Raw genomic sequence first — 23,451 nt, 5'->3', positions numbered from 1 at the left:
GGCGCTGGCGCGGGCGCGGCGGTCGGTGCTCGTGGTCGACGCCGGCCGGCCGCGCAACGCGCCCGCCGGGCACGTGCACAACTACCTGGCCCGGGAGGGAACGCCACCCGCCGAGCTGGCGGCGGCCGGGCGGGACGAGGTGACCCGGTACGGTGGCCTGATCGTCACCGGGCGGGTCGAGGCCGCCGCGAAGGACGGCGACGGCTTCCTGGTGACGCTGGACGGCGCGCGTTCCGTGCGGGCACGGCGGCTGCTCGTCACCACTGGGCTCGTCGACGAGCTGCCCGACGTGCCGGGATTGGGTGAGCGCTGGGGCCGGGACGTGCTGCACTGCCCCTACTGCCACGGGTGGGAGGTCCGCGACCGGCGCATCGGCGTCCTGGCGACCGGGCCGCTGGCCTGGCACCAGGTGGAGCTGTGGCGACAGTGGAGCCCGCACGTGCTGCTCCTGCTGCATCACACCCCGGCACCGAGTGCGGAGCAGGCCGAGCGGCTGGCGGCGCGCGGGATCACCGTCGTGGACGGCCCGGTCGCGGGGCTGGAGACGGCCGATGACGCGCTGACCGGCGTTCGGCTGGCCTCGGGCGAGATCGTCGCGCTCGACGCGGTGGCCGTCGCGCCGAGGTTGTCCGCCTGCGCGGACGTGCTGGAGCCGCTCGGGCTGAAGCCGGTCGACGTGGAGTTCGGCGGCCAGGTCGTGGGCGCCCAGGTGCCCGCCGACTCCACCGGGGCCACCGGTGTTCCCGGCGTGTGGGTGGCGGGCAACGTGGCCGACGTACAGGCTCAACTGATCACAGCCGCCGCGGCGGGCCTGAAGGCCGGCGCCGCGATCAACGCCGACCTCGTCGCCGAGGACGTCCGCGACGCCGTCGACGCGTACCGGCACCAGGCGCGCACCATGTTCGAGCGGGACGCCTGGGAGGAACGCTACCGCGGGCGCCCGGCCCTGTGGAGTGGACGCCCCAACCCGCAGCTCGTGGCCGAAGCCGCCGAGCTCGCCCCCGGACGCGCGCTCGACGTCGGCAGCGGTGAAGGCGCCGACGCGATCTGGCTCGCCGAACGCGGGTGGCGCGTCACCGCGGTCGACATCTCCAGCACCGCGCTGGAGCGGGCAGCCGTCCAGGCCGCGGCCGCGGGAGCGGAGGTCTCCGGCCGCATCACGTGGACGCAGGCCGACCTACGCGACCAGCCTCCCGCCGAAGGCGCGTACGACCTGGTGTCGTCGCAGTTCATGCACCTGCCCATCGACGCGAGGCGCGAACTGTTCGAGCGGCTGGCCGCCGCGGTGGCTCCTGGCGGGACCCTGCTCATCGTCGGACACCACCCTTCCGACCTGCGGACCACCGCCCACCGGATGCACTTCCCGGACCTGATGTACACCGCCGAGGAGGTCGCCGCCTCGCTCGACCCCGCCGAGTGGCGGGTGCCGGTGGCCGAGGCCCGCCCGCGCGCCGCGGTCGACCCCGACGGGCGCGCCATCACGATCCACGACGCCGTCCTGGTCGCACACCGCCGCTCACCCGGCACACGCGCCTGACCTCACGGCTTCCACCCAACCCGGTATGGTGCGATCCGCCACAGATGGAGTGCATGTTGCAGCCACCCCTCGCAGGAGCAACCGAACGGGCACCCTTGCTCCGGTGGGCGCTCACCGGCCTGGCGCTGTCAATGTTGCTGCCCTCGCTCGGCATCAGCATCGCCAATGTCGCCCTGCCGACGCTGACACAGGCGTTCACCGCCTCCTTCCAGGAGGTCCAGTGGATCGTCCTCGCCTATCTCCTCGCCCTCACCACCATGATCGTCAGCGTCGGACGGCTCGGTGACATCGCCGGCCGCCGGCGGCTGCTCCTGGCCGGGATCCTCCTGTTCACGGTCGCCTCGGTGCTGTGCGGCGTCGCGCCCACGCTCTGGACGCTGATCGCCGCCCGGGCGGCGCAGGGGCTCGGCGCGGCGATGATGATGGCCCTCACCATGGCGTTCGTGGGGGAGACGGTGCCGAAGGAAAGGACCGGTAGCGCCATGGGGCTGCTCGGCACGATGTCCGCGATCGGCACCGCTCTCGGTCCATCGCTCGGCGGCGTTCTGATCTCCGGGCTCGGCTGGCGAGCGATCTTCCTCGTCTGCGTACCGCTGGGCGCTGTGACTCTTCTTCTCTCGCGTCGCCACCTGCCCCTCGACCGCCGGGCGCCGAAGGCCGATCGGACCCGCTTCGACAGGGCGGGCACGCTGGTGCTGGCTCTGACGCTCGCGGCCTACGCGCTCGCCATGACGCTCGGGCGGGGGAGTTTCGGCCCGCTCAACGCGGCTCTGCTGCTGGCCGCCGCGCTCGGAGCCGGTCTCTTCGTCCTCGTCGAGGCGAGAACGGCATCACCGTTGATCCGGCCGGCGATGTTCCGCGATCCGGCGCTGAGTGCGAGCCTCGCCACGAGCACGCTCGTCTCGACCGTGATGATGGCGACGCTGGTGGTCGGGCCGTTCTATCTCGCTCGCGCGCTCGGGCTCGACGCGGCTCTCGTCGGACTCGTCATGTCGGTCGGTCCGGTCGTCACCGCGCTGAACGGGATACCGGCCGGTCGCGTCGTGGACCGTCTCGGCGCACAACGCATGACCGTCGTCGGGCTGATCGGAGTGGCGACCGGTTCGCTCGTCATGTCCGCGCTGCCGGCCACGCTCGGCGTCGGCGGCTACATCGCCCCCATCGTCGTCATCACCACCGGGTACGCGATGTTCCAGACGGCCAACAACACCGCCGTCATGACGAACGTCCACCCGGACCAGCGGGGTGTCATTTCCGGCACGCTCAGCCTGTCACGCAATCTCGGGCTCATCACCGGCGCGTCCGCCATGGGCGCCGTGTTCGCGCTCGCGTCGGCGACGACCGACATCACAACGGCACGCCCCGAGGCCGTCGCGGTCGGCATGCGGATCACGTTCGTGGTCGCGGCGCTCCTGATCGTCGTCGCGCTCGCCATCGCGGGCGGAAGCCGCGCCCTCGTGGCTGGAAGTCGTGCCTTCGTGGCTGGAAGTCGTGCCCTCGCCCGGCGCTCCCCGGGGTCGTGACTGTGCCTCGGTCCCGGGCGATTGGACGAGACTCCCGGCCGGCCTCAGCCGTGGAAGAGTTCGAGCAGTTCCTTGGCGCGCTGGGTGCGGGCGATCCACACCTCACGCCCCCGGCGCTCGCGGGAGATGAGGCGTGCCGCGTGGAGCCTGTCGCAGTGGTACGTGATGCCGCTGGGCGCGATCCGCACGTTGGACGCCAGCATGCTCATCGTCATCGGCCGGTCGAGCGCGTTGAGCAGCTCGGCGCGGACCGGGCCCACCAGCGCCGACAGCTCGTCCAGCGCCTGGGCGGCCGGGGCGTGCCAGAGCGACTCCGCACCCGGCAGCGGGTACGCGATCCACACCGCGTCGGGATTGTCCAGGCTGACGATCACCGCGTCCCTGCCCGCCAGCATCGGCACCAGGATGATGCGCCGCTCGCCCAGCTCGTACGTGCTGGATTCGATGTCGGCGATGAGCAGCTCGCGCTCGCCGTACCTGATGCGGTCGTTGAGCATGCCGAGCAGCGGTTCCGGGCCGCCGCGGACGCTGGCGACGCCGACGCGCTCGATCTCCCTGTCGAGCAGCGGGCGGGCCCGCCGCCAGAGCGGCTCCGTGACGGTCCAGACGTCGGCGAGCGCGGTGGCGTAGCCGTGCAGCCAGCGGTCCGGCCGGTCGGCGGCGGGACGCCAGTGCTCGGGCAGGGGGCCCGGGCCGAACGCCTGCTCAAGGTCCTTGATCAGCGACTCCGGCGGGATGTCGCGCAGCATGCCGACCCGGGCCTGTACGGACGCCTCGAACACCGCCGTGCCAGGTACGACGCTGTCCGGTACGACGGAGTAGCCGGGGGCCGCCAGCGGCCGGACCGCCTCACGGGCGGGCGCGCTCACCTGTGACTGGACCGCGCGCCGCCAGCTCCCGGGAAGTCCGCGCCTGCGCCCGGCCAGCGCGTCGGCGATCATCGCCAGCGCGGTCAGGTGAGGAGAGATCGAAATGGAGACGTGGGGGGCGGAGGTGATGCGCAGCTCGCTCCATACGTTTGTTCTGGTAACCGTGGTCTCCACAGGTTGCGCTCGAATACTCGGATGCCTTCGAGACGTTTTCGAAGGTGAAATTTTCGGCGTTCGTTGAAGTGACCGCGGCCGTGCGCGTGCGCGACCGCGGCGGTCCTCCGGGTGAACGATTCGCGCTCGGTCAGCGGACGTCGTCCGTGATGCGGACGCTGCCCGTCCCGTCGCCCTCGCCCGCGCCCCAGTCGCGGTCGGCGGCGGTGGCCGGTAAGGCGGCGAGCGTGAGAGCTCCGCCCACGAAGGCGGACGTCGCGGCCAGCTTCAGAACTATTCGTCTCATCTTCCATCCCGTTCACAGATGAGTTGGGCTGCCGACGGATCACCAAATAAGTGACGTCGTATTGTCGGTAGATGATCCTATTAGCGATATAAAGGGACCTGCTATCCACATTGCGAATACCTGCATTCGCGCAATGGATAGCGATGCGACAGCCTTTCCCCGGTGCCGGTAGGGTGAGTCCGCTATGGCAGAGAGTGCAGATCTTGTCGTCCTGGGGGCGGGGCCGTCCGGGCTGGCGGCCGCCTGGCGGGCGGCGCGCCGGGGGCTGTCCGTCGTCGTGCTCGAACGGGCCGGCCACCCCGGCGGGCTGTCGGCGAGCTTCGAGGTGGCCGGGATCCGGGTCGATCACGGTAGCCATCGGCTGCATCCGGCCACGCCGCCCCACCTGCTGCGCGATCTGCGCGAGCTGCTCGGCGACGATCTGCAGCAGCGGCCGCGCAACGGCCGGCTGCGCATGGGCGACGCCTGGGTCGGTTTCCCGCTCAAGGCGGGCGAGCTCGCCAGGAGGCTGCCGCCCGGCCTGCTCGCCAGGGTCGGCCTGGACGCGCTGACCGCACCGGCCCGCAGGGGGAGCCCGACCTACGCGGGGACCCTCCGCGCGAGCCTCGGGCCGGCGCTGTACGAGGCGCTCTACGCTCCGTACGCGGTGAAGCTGTGGGGGCTGCCCGGCGAGGAGATCGACGAGGACCAGGCGCGCAAGCGCGTGACCGCCGACAGCCCGTGGAAGATCGCGCGGCGGCTGTTCAGGGGGCGGCCCGACGGCCAGGGCAAGATCTTCTACTATCCCCGCCGCGGCTTCGGGCAGATCGTGGACGTCCTCGCCGACGCCGCCGTGGCGGCGGGGGCGCGGATGCGGCTCGGCACGGCCTGCACGCGCATCGTCGTGGAGGCGGACGCCGTACGGCTCCACACGCCCGAGGGCGAGCTCACCGCGGGACACGTGTTCTCCACGATTCCGATGCCCGCGCTGGCCAGGCTGGCCGATCCGGGGCCGCCGCCGGAGGTCACCGAGGCGGCCGGGCGGCTGCGGTTCCGGGCCATGGTGCTGGTGTACGCGGTTCACCAGGGCGGGCGCTGGACCTCGTACGACGCCCACTACCTGCCCGGCCCGGACACTCCGGTCACCCGGATCTCCGAGCCCGCCAACTACCGGCGCAGCGCCGACGACCCGGCCGACCGGAGCGTGCTCTGCTTCGAGGTGCCCTGTGCCGTCGGCGACGACATCTGGCGCGCCGACGACCACTCGGAGCTGGTGCGCGACACCCTGGCCCGCTCGGGCCTGCCGCCGGTCGACCTCGCCGACCTGGTCGTGCGCAGGCTGCCGCAGGTCTATCCGGTCTACGAGACGGGCTACGCCGCGCACCTGCGCGGCCTCGACGCCTGGGCGGGCTCGCTGCCGGGCGTGACCACGTTCGGCAGGCTCGGCCTGTTCGCGCACGACAACACCCACCACGCGATGGCCATGGGGTACGACGCGGTGGCCGCCCTCGGTGAGGAAGGGTGGGACGCCGGCGCGTGGCGGGCCGCGCGCGAGCGTTTCGCCGGGCATGTCGTGGAGGATTGACGGCGCCCCGCGGGTGTGCGGCCGTCAGTGGGTGGTGGCCTCGACGCCGGAGATGCGCTGCGCGACGTAGATGGGCACCACCGAGAGGATGATCAGCGCGGCGGCCACGACGTTGACGACCGGTGCCTGGTTGGGGCGGAAGAGGTTCTCGAAGATCCAGATCGGCAGCGTCCGCACGCCCGCGCCCGCGGTGAAGGTGGTCACGATGATCTCGTCGAACGACAGCGCGAAGGCCAGCAGACCTCCGGCGAGCAGGGCCGAGCGCATCATCGGGAACGTCACCAGCCGGAACGTGGTGAACGTGTCGGCGCCAAGATCCGCCGACGCCTCCTCGATCGACGCGCCCAGCCGCCGTAGTCGGGCGAGGACGTTGTTGAACACCGTCACCACGCAGAACGTCGCGTGCCCGACGATCACCGTGAACAGGCCGAGTGACACGCCGAAAGGTTCCAGGACCGTGCGGAATGCGTTGTTCAGCGCGATGCCGGTGACGATGCCCGGCAGCGCGATAGGCAGCACGATGAGCAGCGAGACCGACTCGCGGCCGAAGAAGCTGTAGCGCTGCACGGCGAAGGCCGCCATCGTACCCAGCAGCAGCGCGATCGCCGTGGCTCCGACGGCGGCCTGCAGTGACGTCACGAGGGCGTCGCGCACCCCGCCGGACTCCCAGGCGGCGGCCCACCACCTCATCGTGAACCCGGGGGGCGGCCAGCCGAAGGTCCGGTCGGCGTTGACCGAGTTGAGCAGGACGATCAGCAGCGGCACGTAGACGACGCCGAGGCCGCCGGCCAGGGCGGCCCAGAGCAGCGCGCGAGCCGTACGGGACAGGTTCACAGGTTCTCCAGAGCGCCTGTGCGGCGGACCGCGGCGAGGTAGAACAGCATGATCACGACGGGAACGGTGGCGACGGCGGCGGCGAACGGCAGGTTGTTCGCGGCGCCTATGTTGTCGTAGACCACGTTGCCGATGAGCTGGCTGCTGCCACCGACGATCTTGACAGCGATGTAGTCACCGAGCGACAGCGAGAACGTGAAGATCGACCCGGCCGCCACCGCGGGGAAGGTGAGCGGCCACACCACGGTCCTGAACGTCCGCCAACCTCGTGCGCCCAGGTCGCCCGCGGCGTCCAGCAGCGAGTTCGGCAGCCGCTCCAGGCCCGCGTAGATAGGCAGGATCATGTAGGGCAGCCACAGGTAGGACAATGTCAGCACGGTCGCCCCGAGACCGTAGCCCCAGCCCAGGACGCCGCCGGCGGACAGCAGCACACGCCAGGCATAGGCCTTGACCAGGTAGGACGCCCAGAGCGGGGTGAGCACGGCGATCACCAGCCAGCGCTGGGCTCGCGGCGAGGCCAGCTTGGCCATCGCGAAGGCCATCGGGAAGGCGATGACCAGGTCGATCAGCGTGACGAGCACGGCCACGCCGAGCGAGCGCAGCGCGATCGTGCGGTAGACCTCGCCCGTCACGATGTCGCGGAAGTTCGCCCAGGTGAACTCTTTCACCAGGTTGCCGGTGAAGGTGTCCACGCTCCAGAACGCCGTCACGAACAAGGCGGCCAGCGAGCCCAGGTAGGCCGCCCCGAGCCAGGCCATCGGCGCCGACAGCAGCAGCGACAGCCGTACCCGTGCGTGACGGTGGAGAAAGGCGGCGAGCCTGCGGCGCGGGCCGCCCGGGGGCGCGTGCACCCCCGGGGCGGCGGTGGCGGTCATCAGCCCTTGATCTCCGTCCAGGCGCGGGTCCACTCGGCGTAGTCCTTGCACTTGACGTCCGTGCGGCCGTCGATGCACTGCGCGATGGGCGTGGTCCAGTACCAGACCTTGGAGAAGTACGCCTCGTCGGTGGCGTGGAAGACGTCGCAGTGCTTCGGGTCGGTGGTCTCGGCGCACGCCTTGGCGTTCGAGGGCGCCTCACCGAACCACTCGGCGACCTGCGCGTTGGCCTTCGGGGAGACGATCCAGTCGAGCCACTTGTAGGCGCAGTTGGGATGCTTGGCCTTGGCCGCTACCATCCAGGTGTCCGACCAGCCGGTCGCACCTTCCTGGGGCAGCGTCACATCGACCGGGGCCTTGTCGGTCTTGGCCAGGTTGGCGATCACCTGCCAGGTGGTGCCGACGACGGAGTCGCCGCTCTTGAAGGCCTGGACCTCCTTGGTGTAGTCCGACCAGTACTCGCCGATGATCTGGCGCTGCTGCTTCAGCAGGTCGACCGAGGCCTGGAACTGCTTGTCGTCGAGCGCGTACGGGTTCTTGATGCCGAGTTCGGGCTTGGTCGCCATCAGGTAGACGGCCGCGTCGGCGATGTAGATCGGTGAGTCGTAGGCGGTGACCTTCCCCTTGTACGGCGACGCCGGGTCGAACACCACACCCCACGAGGTGGGCGCGGGCTTGACCTGGTCGGTCCGCCACATGAGCAGGTTGGCGCCGCGGCCGTGCGGGACGCCGTACGCGACGCCGTTGACGGAGTTCCAGGGCTTGTTCTTCAGGCCCGGGAACACGTCCGCGTAGTTCGGCGTCAGCGCGGTGTTGACCGGTGCGACCGTGCCCGCGGCGATCAGCCGCAGTGAGGCGTCGCCCGAGGCGGACACGACGTCGTACTCGCCGGTCTTCATCAGGTTCACCATCTCGTCGGAGGTGCCCGCGGTCTTGGTGTTGACCTTGCAGCCTGTCGCCTTCTCGAACGGGTGGACCCAGTCGACCTTCGGATCGTTGGAGCCGTCCTCGGCGTATCCCGCCCAGGCCACCAGGTTGACCTGGCCCTCGCCGGGGCCGAGCGTCTTGAGCGCCTCCATCTTGGGCGGTGTGAAGCCGCCCTGGCCGGGAGCGGTCGCCTCGGTGGACGGCTCGGTGGAGCCGCAGGCGGCGACCAGCGTGAGCACGGCGGCGGCGGCGAGGCTGTTTCTGAGTATGGCGCTGGGCATGATCGGGGCCCTTTCTTACGAGGCGATCGCGAACTCGTGACGGCGGTTCCAGACGAGGCGGACCCGGCTGCCGCGTAGTTCGGTGACCTCCATGGACGAGACCTGCAGGTTCTGCTGGAGGGCGACCAGGCGGCCGCCCACGTCGAGGTCGACCACGAAGCGGGTGGCGGGCCCCGCGTAGACCACCTCGGCGACGGTGCCGGTGGCGCTGTGCTCGTCGGCGCCGACGGCGGCGTCGAGGTCGGACAGCCGGAGCTTCTCCGGGCGCACGCTGTAGGTGCCGCCCTTGCCGAGCACGGCGTGCGCCGCATCCCCGGAGATGAGGTTGGAGGTGCCGACGAAGGAGGCGACGAACGGTGTCGCCGGGCGTTCGTAGACCTCGGCGGGCGTGCCGACCTGCTCGATGCGCCCCTGGTCGAAGACCGCGACTCGGTCGCTCATGGTGAGCGCCTCCTCCTGGTCATGGGTGACGAACAGGAACGTGATGCCCACCTCGCGCTGGATCGACTTGAGCTCGACCTGCATCTCCTCGCGGAGCTTGAGGTCGAGGGCGCCGAGCGGCTCGTCGAGGAGCAGCACTCTCGGCCGGTTGACCAGGGCACGGGCCAGGGCGACACGCTGGCGCTGACCACCGGACAACTGGCTGGGCCTGCGCCTCTCGAAGCCGTCAAGACGCACGCTCCCCAGCGCTGCGAGTGCTCGCTCACGCCGCTCTGACCTGGGCACCTTCTTCACTCGCAGGCCATATTCCACGTTATCGAGCACGCTCATGTGCGGGAACAGGGCGTAGTCCTGGAACACCGTGTTCACATCGCGCTCGAAAGGGGCGAGCCGGGTGACGTCGACGCCGCCGAGCTCGACCATGCCCGCGGTGGGGGATTCGAAGCCGGCGATCATCCTGAGCACCGTCGTCTTGCCGGAACCGGACGGGCCGAGCATGGCGAAGAACTCGCCGTCGGCGATCTCGAGATCGATCCCGCTCACGGCTTCGACGGGGCCGAAGCTCTTGCGGAGGCCGATTAACCGGACAGCCGCTTCCTGGTCTGGCATGAACCAAAACATATGAGGTTAAATGTTTGGTGACAAGTACTGTTACGACATGGCGGCGGCGAAGGAGGTCAGGGTGCCGGAAATCGCCGGAAGTGCGCGTTCGGCCGCCTTCGCGCCGGTCGACAGCACCGCACGCGTGGACGCCGTGGTCCGCAGACTCACCGACGCCATCCTGCTCGGCCTGGTGGCCGACGGCGAGCAGCTGCCGAGCGAGGCGGAGCTGGCCGCGCGGCTGGGCGTCTCCACCGTCACCCTGCGCGAGGCGCTGATGGCCCTGCGGCAGCGGGGCCTGGTCGAGACCCGGCGCGGCAGGGGCGGGGGCAGTTTCGCTCGCGCGCCGCGCGAGGACTCCCTCGGGGTGCCCGGCAGGCTGGCCGAGCTGACCGTCGAAGACCTACGCGACCTGGGCGACCACTACGCCGCCGTCTCCGGCGCCGCGGCTCGCCTCGCCGCCCAGCGTTCGCTGCCCTCGGATCTCGCGCCGCTCAAACGGACGCTCGTCGCCATGGCGGCGGCCGCCACCCCCGGCGAGGCGCGCAGGCTGCACGGTCGCTTCCACATCGAGGTGGCCGCGGCCTCGCAGTCGGCGCGACTCACGCAGGAGGAGATCCGGTTACAGGCTGACATCGGTGCGCTGCTGTGGCTTCCGCACACCACACAGGGGGAGGACGATGAGGCCATCGCCGAGGCCGTGGAACGCGGTGACGGCGACCTCGCCAGGGCACTCGCCGAACGGCACGCGCTCGCGGCCGTCGGACATCTCATTGAGCTGCGACTGCGGTATCCCCCCGAGGTGCGACATGATCACTAAGCCGGACACCGCGACGGACGCGGTCGTCGACATCGTCGAGGACGTCTTCGCCGCCCTGCGCGAGGTGCGCGCCGTCACGGAACGCCTCAGGCCGCGGGAGTCGGGTGACCTCGCCGCGCTCAGGATGGTCCTGTTCGAACGGCTGGGCGGGCTCATCGCGGGCATCGGGTTCATCGCCGCGCCGGGGCTGCTGCGCGATGCGCCCTGGTTCCTCGAGTGGTGGCAGGAGAGCCCGTCGGGCCCGGTCCGGCTGGTCAGGGACCTCGACCCGTCCAGTGGCGCCTTCTACGACTACACCCACTGGGGCTGGTACGCCGATCCCGCCTCGGGAGCCGAGCGCACGGTCTGCGGGCCGTACGTCGACCTGCTCTGCACCGACGAATACGCCCTGACCCTGTCCATCCCCGTGCGCGTGGACGGCACGTTCGTCGGAGTGGCCGCGGCCGACGTGTTCGTCCGCCGCTTCGAGGTGGCGGTGCTGCCCGTCCTGCGTGGGCTGGGCAGTCCCGCCTTCCTGGTCAACGCCGACGGCAGAGTCGTGGCGTCGACGACGACCAGGCACCTGACCGGCACGATCTACCGGGGCGGCGGGCTGCCCTGCGGGGACCTCCCGCTGGCTCTGGTGGAGTTGCGGCACGGTCTCCCCACTATGGGGAGTTGAGCTCGCGGTACGTGGCCGGGATCACCATGCGCAGGTAGCGGCCGAGTTTCACGAACGACTCGCCGGTGGCCCGGAACGCGTACCGGATCGGGACCTCTTGGTAGACGTACCCCTTGGCGAGCAGGTCCAGGGTCAGCACCTGGGCGTAGTTGTAGTCGTGGATCACCTCGGCGTCGCGGGCCGCGGCCGGCGAGAAGGCGCGGTAGCCGCTCTGCCCGTCGGTGATCTCGTGCCTGGTCATCCATCTCACCCAGCGCGTGAGCACCTGGTTGCCGAAACGGCGGTGCGCCAGCATGCGCTCGATCTCGCCCGCGAACCTGGACCCGACCACGTAGTCGGCCCGGCCTGAGAGGATCGGGGCCGCGACCCGTTCGATGTCCTCGGGGAAGTACTCCAGGTCGGCGTCGAGGTAGACGACGGCGGCTGGCGACAGCCGCACGGCCTCCGACAGGCCCAGCCGGACGGCGGCGCCCAGCCCCAGGTTGCGGGGCTGCGGGATAACAGTCGCGCCCGCCTGCGCCGCGCGTGCGGCGGAGGCGTCGGTGGAGCCGTCGTCCACCACGATGACGTGCAATTTCCGGCCACCCACGGTGCTCGGCAGCCGGCTGACCACCGTGCCGATCGTCTGCTCCTCGTCGAACACCGGGATGAACGCCACGACCGGGGCCTCGGGATCCGCCGGCGCGGGCTCCGGGCGGGACGGCAGGCGGCGGGGGAGCCGGAAGCGGCCGAAGTATCCCGGCTGCGGCAGGGCCAGGGCGACACCGCCGACGGCGAGGGAGTAGGCCGTCTTCAGGGCGTGCGTAATGAGGGCGACGGCGAACGCGGGGCCGGGCGCCACGCCGAGGGCGGTCAGGGCGGCCGCCGCGGCGGCCTCGTACGAGCCGAACCCGCCCGGTGTCACCGCGACGGTCTGCGCGGCGATCGTCACGGCCGTCACCGCGACGGCCTCACCGGGCGACAGCGCGATCCCGGCGAGCCTGGCCACCTCGTAGACCACGGCGGCCTCCAGCGTCCAGGCGGCCACGGCCGCGGCCAAGGCCACCGGCATGACGACCGCCCACCTCACGGTCACCCGCCCCACGCTCGCCCGCCGCACGGTCGCGCTCCTGCCGCCGTCGCCGGTCGTGCCGCGGACCAGGAAGATCAGGCCCGCGAGCATCACCACGCCCAGCACGCAGACCATCGGCCAGAACCAGGCGACGGCCGGCCCTGACAGCAGGCCGGGCGCGGCCACCGCGGCGAGCAGCGCGACCGACAGCAGGTCGGCGGAGCGCAGCGTAACGGTCGAGGCGATCACCGGTCCCGCCGGAAGGTCCGTGCGGCGCGTCACCGACGTCACGCGCAGCGCCTCGCCCAGCCGGAACGGCAGCACGTGGTTGCCGAGCAGCGATACGTGCAGGGCCGCCCACGCCTGCCCGATCGGCAGCGCGGGCAGGACCAGCCGCCAGGACCACGCGCGCAGGCCGAACGCGCACGCGTACGCCAGCAGCGCGGCGCCCACTCCGGCAGGGTCGGAGAGCAGCGCGCGCAGCCCGGCCACCAGATCCTCTCCCGAGGCGATCCGGGTGAGATAGGTCACCGCGACCACCAGGACGATCAGGCCGATTCCGCGCCGCACGAGGGCGGTCAGGGGGCGCTTCCGGGGCGGGATGGGCACGGCTCCTCGCAACGCATTCTTTGAGTTTGGGCAGAGTGAGGTTAGGCTACCTTTACCTCACCCGGAATGCCCGGACCGGGTGGCGTGCACGGCGAGTCAGCAGGCGCGTAAGTGGGCGTGTTGATCAGATGTTGATGTACGGCCGTTCATGGCAGAGGGGCAAGGCGCGGGTGACCTCGATCGTGACCGGATCCGCGGGTTTCATCGGGCGGGTTCTGACCGAGTTGCTCATCGACGCCGGCGAGAAGGTGATCGGGATCGACCGGCGACAGCAGCCTTCCCGCCCGGGGTTGACCGAGCTCACCGCCGACCTGCTCGAAGACGACGATCTCGTACGCGCGGCCCTGGAGAGCGCCGACGCGGTCTTCCACCTGGCCGGATGCCCCGGGGTCCGCGACACCGCCCCCGGCATCGGGTCGCGGCGGCACCGCGACAACGTGCTGGCGGGCGCCCGCGTGCTGTCGCTCGTTCCGGAGCGGGTCCCGCTGGTGGTGGCCTCATCAAGCTCCGTGTACGGCGGGGCGCGCGACGGCCGGGCCAGCCGCGAGACCGACCAGGTACGGCCCGTGGGCGGATACGCCGAGAGCAAGGTGGGCCTGGAACGGCTCTGCGCCGCGCGCGTTGAGCGCCGCCGACCGACGGCCGTCGTCCGGCCCTTCACCGTCGCCGGCGAGGGCCAGCGGCCCGACATGGCGCTGTCGATCTGGCTGGAGGCGGCCCGCGGGGGCCGCCCGCTGCGGGTGCTGGGCTCGCTCGACCGGACCCGCGACGTCACCGATGTGCGGCAGGCGGCCCAGGCGATGATGGATCTCGCCGGCTCCTGCGGCGTCGTCAACGTGGGCACGGGACGGGGGCGGACGCTCCGCGAGATGGCCGACGCGGTCGCCGAGGCGCTGGACACCGAGGTGGTCTTCGCCGTCGAGCCCGCCACGACCGCCGAGCCGAGCGACTCCCTGGCGGACGTCCGGCGGCTGCGTTCGCTGATCGGCTGGTCGCCCGAGACCGACCTGACCGACGTCGTGCGCCGCCAGGCGGGCGCCCTCCAACCGGCTACGGCGGTCGCGCCATGACCTCCGCGGGCCCGGCGAGCGCCGCGGCACCCGTGACCGGGACGACCGGGACGGCCACCGGGCGGCGGCTGCGGTCGGCGATGCTGCTGGTCGCCGTGGTCGCCGTCGTGGCCGCCGCGCTGGGCATCGGCGTGCGCACGAGCTTCGGTCAGCACGTCTCCTCCGACGAGCCGCAGTACCTCCTGACCGCGCTGTCGCTGTTCGAGGACGGCGACCTCGACGTCTCCGACGAGATCGCGGAGCGGCGCTGGACCGCCTTCGACGGCGCGCACCTGCCGCGACAGACCGCCGTGCTCGCCGACAGGCGCGAGCTCAGCCCGCATGACCCGCTGCTCGCCGTCGTCCTCGCGCCCGCCATGGGCCTGTCCGGGTGGGTCGCGGCCAAGGCCACCCTCACCCTGCTGGCCGGAGCCCTCGCCGCGCTCGTGCTGTGGGTGGCGGTCCGGAGGTTCGCCGTCTCGCTCCCGGTCGCGACGGCCGGCGTGCTGGTCGCCTTCGCGAGCGCCCCCTTCGCCGTGTACGGGCAGCTCGTCTTCCCCGAACTGCCCGCGGCGCTCGCGGTGACCGGGGCGGTCGCCGTGCTGACCGGCGACCGGCCGCGCCCCGTGGCGCTCTGCGCGCTGGTCACCGCGCTGCCCTGGCTGTCGGTGAAGTACGTGCTCCCCGCGGCGCTCCTGGCCGGGCTGGCCCTGGTGAGGTGGCCGCGCCGCGGGCCGCTCGCCGCCGCGCTGGCGGTCATGGGCGCGCTCTATCTCGTGGTTCACCGCCTCGTGTGGGGCGGCTGGACGGTGTACGCCAGCGGCGTGCACTTCCAGAACGACAACGGCGAGATGGGCGTGATGGTCGGGCGCGGTTTCAAGATCGTGGCCCGGCTGCTGCGGCTCGTCGGCCTGTTCGCCGACGAGGGGTACGGCATCGCCACCTGGCAGCCCGCCTGGCTGCTGCTCATCCCCGCGCTCGTGGCCGTGCTGCGGCTGCGCCCGGCGAACTGGGAGGTCCTGGTGGCGCCGCTGGCGGGTGGCTGGCTGGTGGCCACGTTCGTCGCCAGCACCATGCACGGCTTCTGGTGGCCGGGCCGTCAGCTGGTGGTGGTCCTGCCGCTCGCCCTGCTGCTCGTCCTGTGGTGGCTGGACCGTGCCACGGCCCGGGTCCGCGCCGCCGCCCTCGTCGCCGGCCTGGCCGGGGTGGCCGCGTACGGCTGGCTGCTGGCCGACGGCTACGCGCGCCGCATCACCTGGGCCAGCGAGTTCACCGGCACGAGCTCTCCCGTGTACCGCCTCATCGAGCCGCTCCTGCTGCCCGACTACCGGGCGGGCTTCACCGGGTCGCCGCTGCCGCTGCTGGGCTGGCTCGCCGCGATCGGGCTGCTCGCCTGGTACGGCCACCGCACGGCGAAGGACCGCGACGAACTCCCCGCTTTACCCAGGTGAGGCGGGCCAACTCAATCCCAGTGGAACGTAAGGAAGCCGATGTCGCCGCTACGCAGGCTGATCGCCACCGCACTCATCCCCATCGCCATGTGGACCACCGCGGCCTGTGGCGATGACGGCCCGACCTTCGACGACAACTCCCTGGTCGTCTACTCCGGCCGCAACAAGAACCTGGTGAGCCCGCTGCTGGAGAAGCTGAAGGCGGCGACCGGGCTGAACGTCCAGGTCCGCTACGGCGACAGCGCCGAGCTGGCCGCGCAGATCCTGGAGGAGGGCGAGGACACCCGGGCCGACCTGTTCTTCTCCCAGGACGCCGGAGCGCTCGGCGCGCTGGGCAAGGAGGGCCTGCTCGCCGCGATCCCGCAGGCGGCCCTGGACCGCGTCCCGGCGAAGTTCCGCGGCTCGCAGGGCACCTGGGTCGGCGTCTCGGGCCGCTCCCGGGTGATCGTCTACGACCCGCGCACCGTGCCCACCCCGCCCGCGAGCGTGTTCGAGCTGACGGACCCGAAGTACAAGGGCAAGGTCGGCTGGGCGCCCACCAACGCCTCGTTCCAGGCGTTCGTGACCGCGCTGCGCGTCGTCTCCGGCGAGGACAAGGCCCGACAGTGGCTGGAGGCCATGAAGGCCAACGGCACCCAGAAGTTCCCCAACAACGTCGCCATCCTCGACGCCGTGGACGCCGGCAAGCTCCAGCTCGGCCTGATCAACCACTACTACTGGTACGAGAAGGTGGCCGAGAAGGGCCAGGCGGCGGTGCCGTCCAAGCTGGCCTTCCTGCCCGGCGCCGACCCCGGCGCGCTGGTCAACGTCGCGGGGGTGGGCGTGCTCAAGGCGTCCAAGCACGCCCCGGCGGCCCAGAAGGCGGTCGACTACCTGCTCGGCACCGAGGCGCAGAAGTACTTCGCCGACCAGACCAAGGAGTATCCGCTGATCACCGGCGTGGCCACGGCGCCGGGCCTGCCCGCGCTGGACTCGCTCAAGGGTCCGCAACTGGACCTGTCCAAGCTCGACTCGCTGGAGCAGACCCTGTCGCTCCTGCAAGACGTGGGCCTGGTCTAGGCGGTGTAGGTCATGTCCGCCACACGCGCATCCGATCGGGTCCGCGCCCCGCGCCAGGGGGGCGGGCGGATCCCCGCCGCGCTGCTCGTCCCGTCGCTGCTGACGGCCCTGCTGGCGCTGTCGCCGATCGGATATCTGCTCGTGCGGGCGGGTGAGGGCGGCCTCGGCACGGCGGTCCGGGTGCTGTCGAGGCCGCGCACGCTGGAGCTGGCGGCGCGCAGCGTCGGGCTCGCGGCCGTGGTGACCGTTCTGTGCGTGGCGATCGGGGTGTCGCTCGCCTGGCTGGTCGTGCGGACCGACCTGCCCGGGCGCCGGGCCTTCGGGGTGCTGGCCGCCCTGCCGCTCGCGGTGCCCTCGTACGTGGCGGCCTACACCTGGGTGGCGGCTGTGCCCGACATCTCGGGCTTCACGGGCTCGGTGCTGGTGCTCACGCTCTGCAGCTACCCGTACGTCTACCTGCCGGTCGCCGCGGCGCTCAGCCGGATGGACCCGGCGATGGAGGAGGTCGCGCTGTCCCTGGGCCGCCGGCGGTTCGCCGTCGTGCTCCGGCAGCTCCGGCCGTCGGCGGCGGCCGGAGGACTGCTGGTCGCGATGTACGTGCTCGCCGAGTTCGGGGCCGTCTCGATCATGCGGCTCGACGTGTTCACCACGCAGATCTACACCTCCTACCGCGCCAGCTTCGACCGCACCCCTGCGGCCGTGCTCGGGCTGCTGCTGGTGCTGATCACGCTCCTCGTCGTGGTGGCCGAGGCCAGGACGCGGGGGCGGGCGGCGTACGCCATGCGCGGCAGCCCCCCGCGTGGCCGCAGCGTGATCCGCCTCAGGGCCAAGGGGCTCGCGCTGGCCTGGTCCGGCGGGCTGGCCGCGCTGGCCGTGGGCTTCCCGCTGGTCAGCATCGGCTACTGGCTGGCCGGTGGCTCCTCCACGGGCCTCGATCCCGGCGAGCTGGGGGCGGCCGTGGTGGCGACGCTGGGCGTCTCGGCCGCCGGTGCGCTGCTCACCACCGCGCTGGCCGTACCGATGGGGATCATCGCGGCCAGGCACCGGGGGCGGACGGCGGCCTTCCTGGAGCAGTCCTCCTACGCCGGGCACTCGCTGCCGGGCATCGTGATCGCGCTGTCCTTCGTGTTCTTCGCCGTCCGCTACGCCGAGCCGCTCTACCAGCGCTCCCCGCTGCTGGTCCTGGCCTACGCGGTGCTCTTCCTCCCGGCCGCCGTGGGCGCCGTCCGGGCCTCCGTGCTCCAGTCGCCGCCGGTCCTGGAGGAGGTGGCCCGCTCGCTGGGCCGCAGGCCGCTCCAGACGGTCCGCGAGGTCACGCTCCCGCTGGCGTTCCCAGGGGTGCTGGCGGGGGCCGCGCTGGTGTTCCTCACCGCGATGAAGGAGCTCCCGGCGACGCTGCTGCTGCGGCCGACCGGCATGGAGACGCTCGCCACCCAGCTCTGGACGGAGACGGGTTCGGGCGCGTACGGCGCCGCCGCGCCGTACGCCGCGTTGCTGATGCTGCTCGCCGCCATCCCGGGGTTCGTCCTCGGCCGCCGCTCCGTGAAGGAGATGACAGCTCCGTGAAGGAGATGACATGAGATTGACCGTCACCGAGGTGGCCAAGTCGTTCGGCGGCGTGCCCGTGCTCCAGGGCTGCTCACTCGTGGTGGAGGAAGGGGAGCTCGCCGCGGTGCTCGGCCCGTCCGGGTGCGGCAAGACCACGCTGCTGCGGATCGTCACCGGGTTCGAGCAAGCCGACGCCGGGTCGGTGCGGATCGGCGACCGCGAGGTCACCGGGCTGCCGCCGGAGAAACGCGGGGTGGGCATCGTCCCGCAGGAGGCGGCGCTCTTCCCGCATCTGACGGTCGCCCGGAACGTGGGCTTCGGCCTGCCCCGCGGCTCGCGCGACCGGGTCGCCGAGTGCCTCGAACTCGTGGGCCTGGCGGGCTTCGGCGAGCGCATGCCGCACGAGCTCTCCGGTGGCCAGCAGCAGCGCGTCGCACTGGCCAGGGCACTCGCCCCGAGGCCCGGCGTGGTCCTGCTGGACGAGCCGTTCAACGCGCTCGACCGGTCGCTGCGGGTGACCGTACGCGACGACGTGCGTGCCGCGCTCAAGCGGGCCGGGGCGACGGCCGTGCTGGTCACCCACGACCAGGAGGAGGCCCTGTCGATGGCCGACACCGTGGCGGTCATGCGCGAGGGGCGGATCGTCCAGGAGGGGATGCCCGCGTCGGTCTACGCCACCCCCCACGACCTCGGCGTCGCCACCTTCATCGGCGAGGCCGTCGTGCTGGAGGCGTACTCCACCGACGGGGTCGCCTCGTGCACCCTGGGCGACCTCCCGCACCGCGCCAACGGCGCCACCGGCCCCGGCCACGTCGCGCTGCGGCCCGAGCAGTTCGAGCTGTCCGAGGTGTCCGGGCTGTCCGGGCCTTCCGAACCGGACGCGGGCGTGCACGGTGAGGTCGAACGGGTGGAGTTCTTCGGCCACGACGCCGCGATCACCGTCAGGCTGGACTCCGGCAACACGATCCGCGCCCGCACCCGCGGAGACGTTCCGTACCGGCCGGGCCACCGGATCGGAGTCACCGTGCGCGGACCGGTGCTGTTCTACCCGGAGTGACCAGGACGCCCGGTCCGGGCACCACCCTCCGTGCCGCGGCTTGACCTTGACGTGGCGTCAACGTCTTCACTGGGTGCATGCGGATCGGAGAGCTCGCCGCACTGCTGGGAGTGTCCACCCGGACGGTGCGCTACTACCACCACCAGGGCGTCCTGCCCGAGCCGCCCCGCCGGGCCAACGGCTACCGCGAGTACGGCATGCGCGACGCCGTCGCCCTGGCGCGGGTGCGCCGCCTCGTCGAGCTCGGGCTGAGCCTGGACGAGGCCCGCGACGTGGTCGCCGACGACCGGGGACGGGAGCTGCCGGAGATCCTGGCCGAGATCGACGCCGACCTGGCCAGGCAGGAGTCGGAGATCCGGGCCAGGCGCTCGCGGCTCGCCGCGCTGCTGAACATGGCCGAGGCCGGCGCACTGGGGCCGGACGACACCGCCTCGCCCGAGCTGGTGGCCTTCCTGCGGCAGGTCGAGGCCACGGGCAGCAGGTCGTCGAAGACGGCGGAGTGGGACCGCGACCTGCTGGTGCTGATCGACAGCGTGACGCCGCCGCGCGACCGCCCCTGGGCGAGGTACGCGACGCTCGCCGCCGATCCCGAGCTGACCGCGCGCGGCCTCGACTTCTACCGGCGGATGGACGAGCTGGCCGAGGCCGGGCCGGACGACCCGCGGATCACTCTTCTGGCCACCGCGATGGCCGGCTACACCGCCGAACACATCCTGGCCGGCGCCGTCCACGAGTCGGGCGGGTGGAGCGCGGAGGAGGTCGAGCCGTTCCTCGACGGGCTCGCCCCGGCCCAGGCCGAGGTCGTACGCCAGGTGGTCCGGCTGATCCGCGACGCGGGCCCGGCAGGAACATGATCATCGACAGGTCCGCAGCATGTTGAGCAAGGCGACCTTCTCCTTCCGGGTCACGAAGAGCCGGTAGTGATGCTTCACCGTGATCCACGAGGTCGCGTAGCGGCACCAGTAGCCGCGGCGCCGCGGACGCCAGCTCTGCGGCCCCTGGCCGCCCTTGGCGATGTTGGCGGAATGGCTGACCGTGATCAGTTCGGGGCGGGTGAGGTCGTTGGCGAAGGCACGCCGGCGCGCCTGACTCCACCTGCTGGCGCCCGAACGCCACGCGTACGCCAGCGGCACGACGTGGTCGACGTCGACCAGCTTCTCGCTCTTCAGCCACCTGCCGTCGTACGGGCTGTACCAGACTCCCTTGACCGGGTGGCAGGCCGCGTTCCTGCGCACGCGCCGCCCGTCGCGAGCCAGGACCACCTCTCGCGCGTCGCACCTGCCCCGGTGGTGCGCCCATCGGGGCTGGAACCGCCGGTGGCCGTACCCACGGATCGACAACGGGCGGGCGACTCTCAGCTGGGCCAGCATGCGGCGGGCCAGCGTGCCCGCCTCGGCCTGTGATCGCTCGCGCTGGTCGGCCGCCGCCCGCGGGGTGGCGACGACAGCGGTGAACGGGATGATCAGGAGACTGAGGACGGCGACTTGGACTGCCCGCCACAAGAAGATCATGACTCTACCCCTACCAGCAACTCCCCGCCGACGGCAGCGATATTCCAGGCACGGAAGGGTGACGCAAGCCTGCGGCGCCGGGGACTGACGGTGATGGCCTGTCGCGGAGAATTGCCGCAGCGGGTACATGTCCGGGTCAGGCCGGCGGCTCCGACGTCTCCTCCGAAGGGCGCCGCAGGAGCGCCGGAGGAGAGGAGAGACCGTGAAGTACATGATCCTTACCTACGCCTCGCAGCAGGACTACGACGGCATGGCCGGGCAGGCGAGCGGCAAGCCGGCCTGGTCGGCGGAGGAGTTCGCGGCGATGGGCGCGTTCATGGAGGCGTTCAACAAGGACCTGGCCGATTCGGGCGAGCTCGTCGAGACGCGGGGGCTGGCGGCCCCGGTCCACACCAGGCGCATCGGCGGGCAGGGCGGGGCGCCGGTCGTGACGGACGGGCCGTACGCCGAGACCCAGGAGGTGCTGGCGGGCTACTGGATCGTGGAGTGCGAGAGCTTCGACCGGGCGACCGAGATCGCCGCCCGGCTGGGCGAGTGCCCGGCTCCGGCGCACGTCGCCGCCACCGCGTACGCCGACATCCGGCCGATCACGGAGTCCCGCGAGGAGCTGGAAGGGTGATCGCCGAGGTCGAGGGCCTGCTGCGCCTGCTGGCGCCGCAGGTCCTCGGCGCGCTCGTACGGCGCTACGGGCATTTCGGCACCGCCGAGGACGCGGTGCAGGAGGCGTTGCTCGCCGCCGCGACGCAGTGGCCGGGGGAGGGCGTCCCGGACGACCCGCGGGCCTGGCTGATCACCGTGGCGTCGCGCAGGCTGACCGACCTGCTCCGCGCCGAGCAGGCCAGGCAGCGGCGGGAGGACACCGTCGCCCGGTGGACCCTGCCGGACCAGTGGCTGGCGCCGGCCGCCGACCGGCCGGCGTCGGACTCCGACGACACGCTGATCCTGCTGTTCATGTGCTGCCATCCGTCGCTGTCGCCGGCCTCCCAGATCGCGCTCACGCTGCGCGCGGTCGGCGGTCTGACCACCGCCGAGATCGCCCGCGCGTTCCTGGTGCCGGAGGCGACGATGACGCGGCGCATCACCCGGGCCAAACAGCGCATCAAGGACAGCGGCCTGCCGTTCGCCGTCCCCACGGGAGCCGAGCGCGCCGAACGGCTGGGCGCGGTGCTCCACGTGCTCTATCTCATCTTCAACGAGGGGTACGCCAGCACGTCCGGGCCGCGCTTGCACCGCGGCGAACTGGCGGCCGAGGCGATCCGGCTGGCCCGCCTGGCGCACCGGCTGCTGCCCGACGACAGCGAGGTGGCGGGGCTGCTGGCGCTGATGCTGCTGGTGGACGCCCGCCGGCCGGCGCGAACGGGCCCGGACGGCGCCCTGATCCCCATGGCCGAGCAGGATCGCGGGCTGTGGAACGCCGCCCACATCGCCGAGGGCGTGGCGCTCGTCACCGAGGCGCTGCCCCGGGGAGCGGTCGGGCCGTACCAACTCCAGGCGGCCATCGCCGCGCTCCACGACGAGGCGCCGAGCGCCGAGGAGACGGACTGGCCGCAGATCACGGCGCTGTACGAGGTGCTCATGGGCCTCACGGACAACCCGATGGTCGCCCTGAACCATGCTGTCGCGGTGGCCATGGCCCGCGGCCCGCGGGCGGGGCTGGACCTGCTCGGCCGCTTGGCGGCCGACGGGCGGATCGCCGAGGACCACCGGCTGCACGCGGTGCGCGCGCACCTGCTGGAGCTGGCCGGTGACCGCGCGGGAGCGCGCGAGTCCTACGTGGCCGCCGCCAGGCGCACGACGAACCTCCCGCAGCAGCGCTACCTGTACGGCCGCGCCTCCCGCCTGGAGACCTGAACGGGCTTGGGGTTCAGGGAAGGTACGCGTACCACCTGCCGGGCCGCACCTCAGGCAGTTCGTGCCGCTGCCAGCCCAGCAGGAACGGCGCCGGGACAGACCGGCCACTGTGCACGGCGACCACGCTCTTGCCCGCGCTCCGGGCGCCGCTGACCGCGGCCGGGACGCCCTCCTCCCGTGGCCAGCGCAGGACGGTGTGCGACTCGCAGCCCACCTGGTGGGCGATCGTCACCGCGTGCTCGCCGTACACCAGGCAGGGGCGGCTCAGGCGCAGCGCGTTCAGGGCCTGTGCCACCTGGGTGTCGGCCTGCCGCAAGGACAGCCGGTACGAGACGACCTTGGCGAGCGTGAGCCCCTGCAGGCCGAGCTGCGCGAGCAGGCCCGCCCCCACGAGCGCGGCGGCGGCTGGCCGCGCGATCCGCCCCTGTGGGCGTTCCAGCATCCAGAGGGCGCCGTACGCGATCGGGAACGCCAGCAGCGCGTACGCGGGAAGCAGGAAGCGCGGCGCCGCGTACCCGACCAGGAAGAGGTACGGCAGGGCCAGCGACAGCCCGGCGGCGGCCGGGAGCGCGTATCCGGCCAGGCGGTCACGGCGGCGCGCCGCGTACAGGCCGATCAGGACGAGGACCGGGATCGCGCACCACCAGAGCAGCCAGGGCGGCTGGACGGCGCCGCAGTGCGCGGGCGGCCGGCACAGCAGCGGCCCGTTGAGCGCTCGGGCGTGCTCGTACAGCGAGACGTGCAGGCCGGTCTCGTTCGCGGCTCCCGCCGCCCGCCAGCGGGCCAGTGGCCCGCCGAACCGGACGAACGCCTCGACGATCCAGTCGGCCCATCCCACGGCCAGCCCGGCGGCGAGGGCGGCTCCGGCCCCGG

At 72.2% G+C, this 23,451-nt stretch carries 21 protein-coding genes and 1 pseudogene; 13 read left to right on the top strand and 9 right to left on the bottom strand.

Annotated features, from left to right (window positions below; genetic code table 11):
- Together DQW85_RS47970 and DQW85_RS39680 are read left to right on the top strand one after the other, a co-directional pair.
- Positions 1-1,537: methyltransferase domain-containing protein (locus tag DQW85_RS47970; RefSeq protein WP_338043449.1), on the top strand; the 1,537-nt coding region annotated here is incomplete at its 5' end.
- 44 nt (positions 1,538-1,581) lie between these two features.
- Positions 1,582-3,060 (top strand): MFS transporter, encoded by a 1,479-nt coding sequence (locus DQW85_RS39680; RefSeq protein ID WP_113704879.1) that lies wholly within the window; start codon positions 1,582-1,584, stop codon positions 3,058-3,060.
- A gap of 44 nt (positions 3,061-3,104) precedes the next feature.
- On the opposite strand, the gene DQW85_RS39675 is transcribed toward DQW85_RS39680, so the two are convergent.
- Positions 3,105-4,103 (bottom strand): ArsR/SmtB family transcription factor, encoded by a 999-nt coding sequence (locus DQW85_RS39675; RefSeq protein ID WP_162795750.1) that lies wholly within the window; start codon positions 4,101-4,103, stop codon positions 3,105-3,107.
- A 130-nt stretch (positions 4,104-4,233) separates the two neighbouring features.
- On the bottom strand, positions 4,234-4,389 hold the full coding sequence (locus DQW85_RS45160; RefSeq protein ID WP_162795749.1) for a hypothetical protein: 156 nt from the start codon (positions 4,387-4,389) through the stop codon (positions 4,234-4,236).
- Between the two features lie 184 nt (positions 4,390-4,573).
- Here DQW85_RS45160 and DQW85_RS39670 point away from each other — a divergent pair, with 184 nt between their 5' ends.
- Positions 4,574-5,953 carry a protoporphyrinogen/coproporphyrinogen oxidase gene (locus DQW85_RS39670; RefSeq protein WP_113704877.1) on the top strand — a complete coding sequence of 460 codons (1,380 nt, stop codon included), beginning with the start codon at positions 4,574-4,576 and terminating at the stop codon, positions 5,951-5,953.
- A 24-nt stretch (positions 5,954-5,977) separates the two neighbouring features.
- On the opposite strand, the gene DQW85_RS39665 is transcribed toward DQW85_RS39670, so the two are convergent.
- From DQW85_RS39665 to DQW85_RS39650, 4 genes are read right to left on the bottom strand one after another with little or no spacing between them, the layout of a single operon-like run.
- On the bottom strand, positions 5,978-6,787 hold the full coding sequence (locus DQW85_RS39665; RefSeq protein ID WP_113704876.1) for an ABC transporter permease: 810 nt from the start codon (positions 6,785-6,787) through the stop codon (positions 5,978-5,980).
- Positions 6,784-7,662: an ABC transporter permease gene (locus DQW85_RS39660; RefSeq protein ID WP_113704885.1), complete on the bottom strand. Its 879-nt coding sequence runs from the start codon at positions 7,660-7,662 to the stop codon at positions 6,784-6,786. Before DQW85_RS39660 ends, DQW85_RS39665 begins: the two co-directional genes overlap by 4 nt.
- Positions 7,662-8,870: an ABC transporter substrate-binding protein gene (locus tag DQW85_RS39655; protein WP_113704875.1), complete on the bottom strand. Its 1,209-nt coding sequence runs from the start codon at positions 8,868-8,870 to the stop codon at positions 7,662-7,664. Before DQW85_RS39655 ends, DQW85_RS39660 begins: the two co-directional genes overlap by 1 nt.
- Positions 8,871-8,885: 15 nt before the next feature.
- The gene (locus tag DQW85_RS39650) at positions 8,886-9,920 is read right to left on the bottom strand and encodes an ABC transporter ATP-binding protein (RefSeq protein WP_113704874.1); all 1,035 of its coding nucleotides are present in this window, start codon (positions 9,918-9,920) and stop codon (positions 8,886-8,888) included.
- A 49-nt stretch (positions 9,921-9,969) separates the two neighbouring features.
- Between DQW85_RS39650 and DQW85_RS39645 the strand changes: the two genes are divergently transcribed.
- Together DQW85_RS39645 and DQW85_RS39640 are read left to right on the top strand one after the other, a co-directional pair.
- Positions 9,970-10,731 carry a FadR/GntR family transcriptional regulator gene (locus DQW85_RS39645; protein ID WP_113704884.1) on the top strand — a complete coding sequence of 254 codons (762 nt, stop codon included), beginning with the start codon at positions 9,970-9,972 and terminating at the stop codon, positions 10,729-10,731.
- A complete protein-coding gene (locus tag DQW85_RS39640) occupies positions 10,721-11,392 on the top strand; it encodes a cache domain-containing protein (RefSeq protein ID WP_113704873.1) in 672 nt (223 codons plus the stop codon). The genes DQW85_RS39645 and DQW85_RS39640 overlap by 11 nt, the downstream gene beginning before the upstream one ends.
- Here the strand turns inward: DQW85_RS39640 and DQW85_RS46230 are convergent.
- Complete coding sequence (locus DQW85_RS46230; protein WP_205315757.1) at positions 11,379-13,052, bottom strand: lysylphosphatidylglycerol synthase domain-containing protein; 1,674 nt, start codon at positions 13,050-13,052, stop codon at positions 11,379-11,381. The genes DQW85_RS39640 and DQW85_RS46230 overlap by 14 nt on opposite strands.
- Positions 13,053-13,186: 134 nt before the next feature.
- Between DQW85_RS46230 and DQW85_RS39630 the strand changes: the two genes are divergently transcribed.
- From DQW85_RS39630 to DQW85_RS39605, 6 genes are all read left to right on the top strand, one after another.
- Positions 13,187-14,122 (top strand): NAD-dependent epimerase/dehydratase family protein, encoded by a 936-nt coding sequence (locus tag DQW85_RS39630; protein ID WP_162795748.1) that lies wholly within the window; start codon positions 13,187-13,189, stop codon positions 14,120-14,122.
- Positions 14,119-15,552, top strand: coding sequence for a hypothetical protein (locus tag DQW85_RS39625; protein WP_162795747.1), 1,434 nt, complete (start codon positions 14,119-14,121; stop codon positions 15,550-15,552). Before DQW85_RS39630 ends, DQW85_RS39625 begins: the two co-directional genes overlap by 4 nt.
- A 39-nt stretch (positions 15,553-15,591) precedes the next feature.
- A complete protein-coding gene (locus DQW85_RS39620; RefSeq protein ID WP_205315756.1) occupies positions 15,592-16,611 on the top strand; it encodes an iron ABC transporter substrate-binding protein in 1,020 nt (339 codons plus the stop codon).
- Between the two features lie 12 nt (positions 16,612-16,623).
- Entirely contained in the window at positions 16,624-18,177 is a 1,554-nt protein-coding gene (locus tag DQW85_RS39615) for an ABC transporter permease (RefSeq protein WP_113704870.1), read from the top strand.
- Between the two features lie 10 nt (positions 18,178-18,187).
- A complete protein-coding gene (locus DQW85_RS39610) occupies positions 18,188-19,216 on the top strand; it encodes an ABC transporter ATP-binding protein (protein WP_113704869.1) in 1,029 nt (342 codons plus the stop codon).
- A gap of 77 nt (positions 19,217-19,293) precedes the next feature.
- Complete coding sequence (locus DQW85_RS39605; RefSeq protein WP_113704868.1) at positions 19,294-20,070, top strand: MerR family transcriptional regulator; 777 nt, start codon at positions 19,294-19,296, stop codon at positions 20,068-20,070.
- On the opposite strand, the gene DQW85_RS39600 is transcribed toward DQW85_RS39605, so the two are convergent.
- Positions 20,071-20,727: an HNH endonuclease family protein gene (locus DQW85_RS39600; protein WP_113704867.1), complete on the bottom strand. Its 657-nt coding sequence runs from the start codon at positions 20,725-20,727 to the stop codon at positions 20,071-20,073.
- 211 nt (positions 20,728-20,938) lie between these two features.
- Here DQW85_RS39600 and DQW85_RS39595 point away from each other — a divergent pair, with 211 nt between their 5' ends.
- Positions 20,939-21,346: a YciI family protein gene (locus tag DQW85_RS39595; protein ID WP_113704881.1), complete on the top strand. Its 408-nt coding sequence runs from the start codon at positions 20,939-20,941 to the stop codon at positions 21,344-21,346.
- Positions 21,343-22,578, top strand: coding sequence for an RNA polymerase sigma factor (locus tag DQW85_RS39590; protein ID WP_338043448.1), 1,236 nt, complete (start codon positions 21,343-21,345; stop codon positions 22,576-22,578). The genes DQW85_RS39595 and DQW85_RS39590 overlap by 4 nt, the downstream gene beginning before the upstream one ends.
- A gap of 13 nt (positions 22,579-22,591) precedes the next feature.
- Here DQW85_RS39590 and DQW85_RS39585 read toward each other — a convergent pair.
- Positions 22,592-23,451 (bottom strand): annotated as a pseudogene (locus DQW85_RS39585) (hypothetical protein); the annotation flags it as partial.

The organism is Nonomuraea lactucae (assembly GCF_003313395.1).
Classification (GTDB): Bacteria; Actinomycetota; Actinomycetes; order Streptosporangiales; family Streptosporangiaceae; genus Nonomuraea; species Nonomuraea lactucae.
Note: the sequence above shows the minus strand (reverse complement) of the source record. Positions and strands in the feature narration are given on the sequence as shown.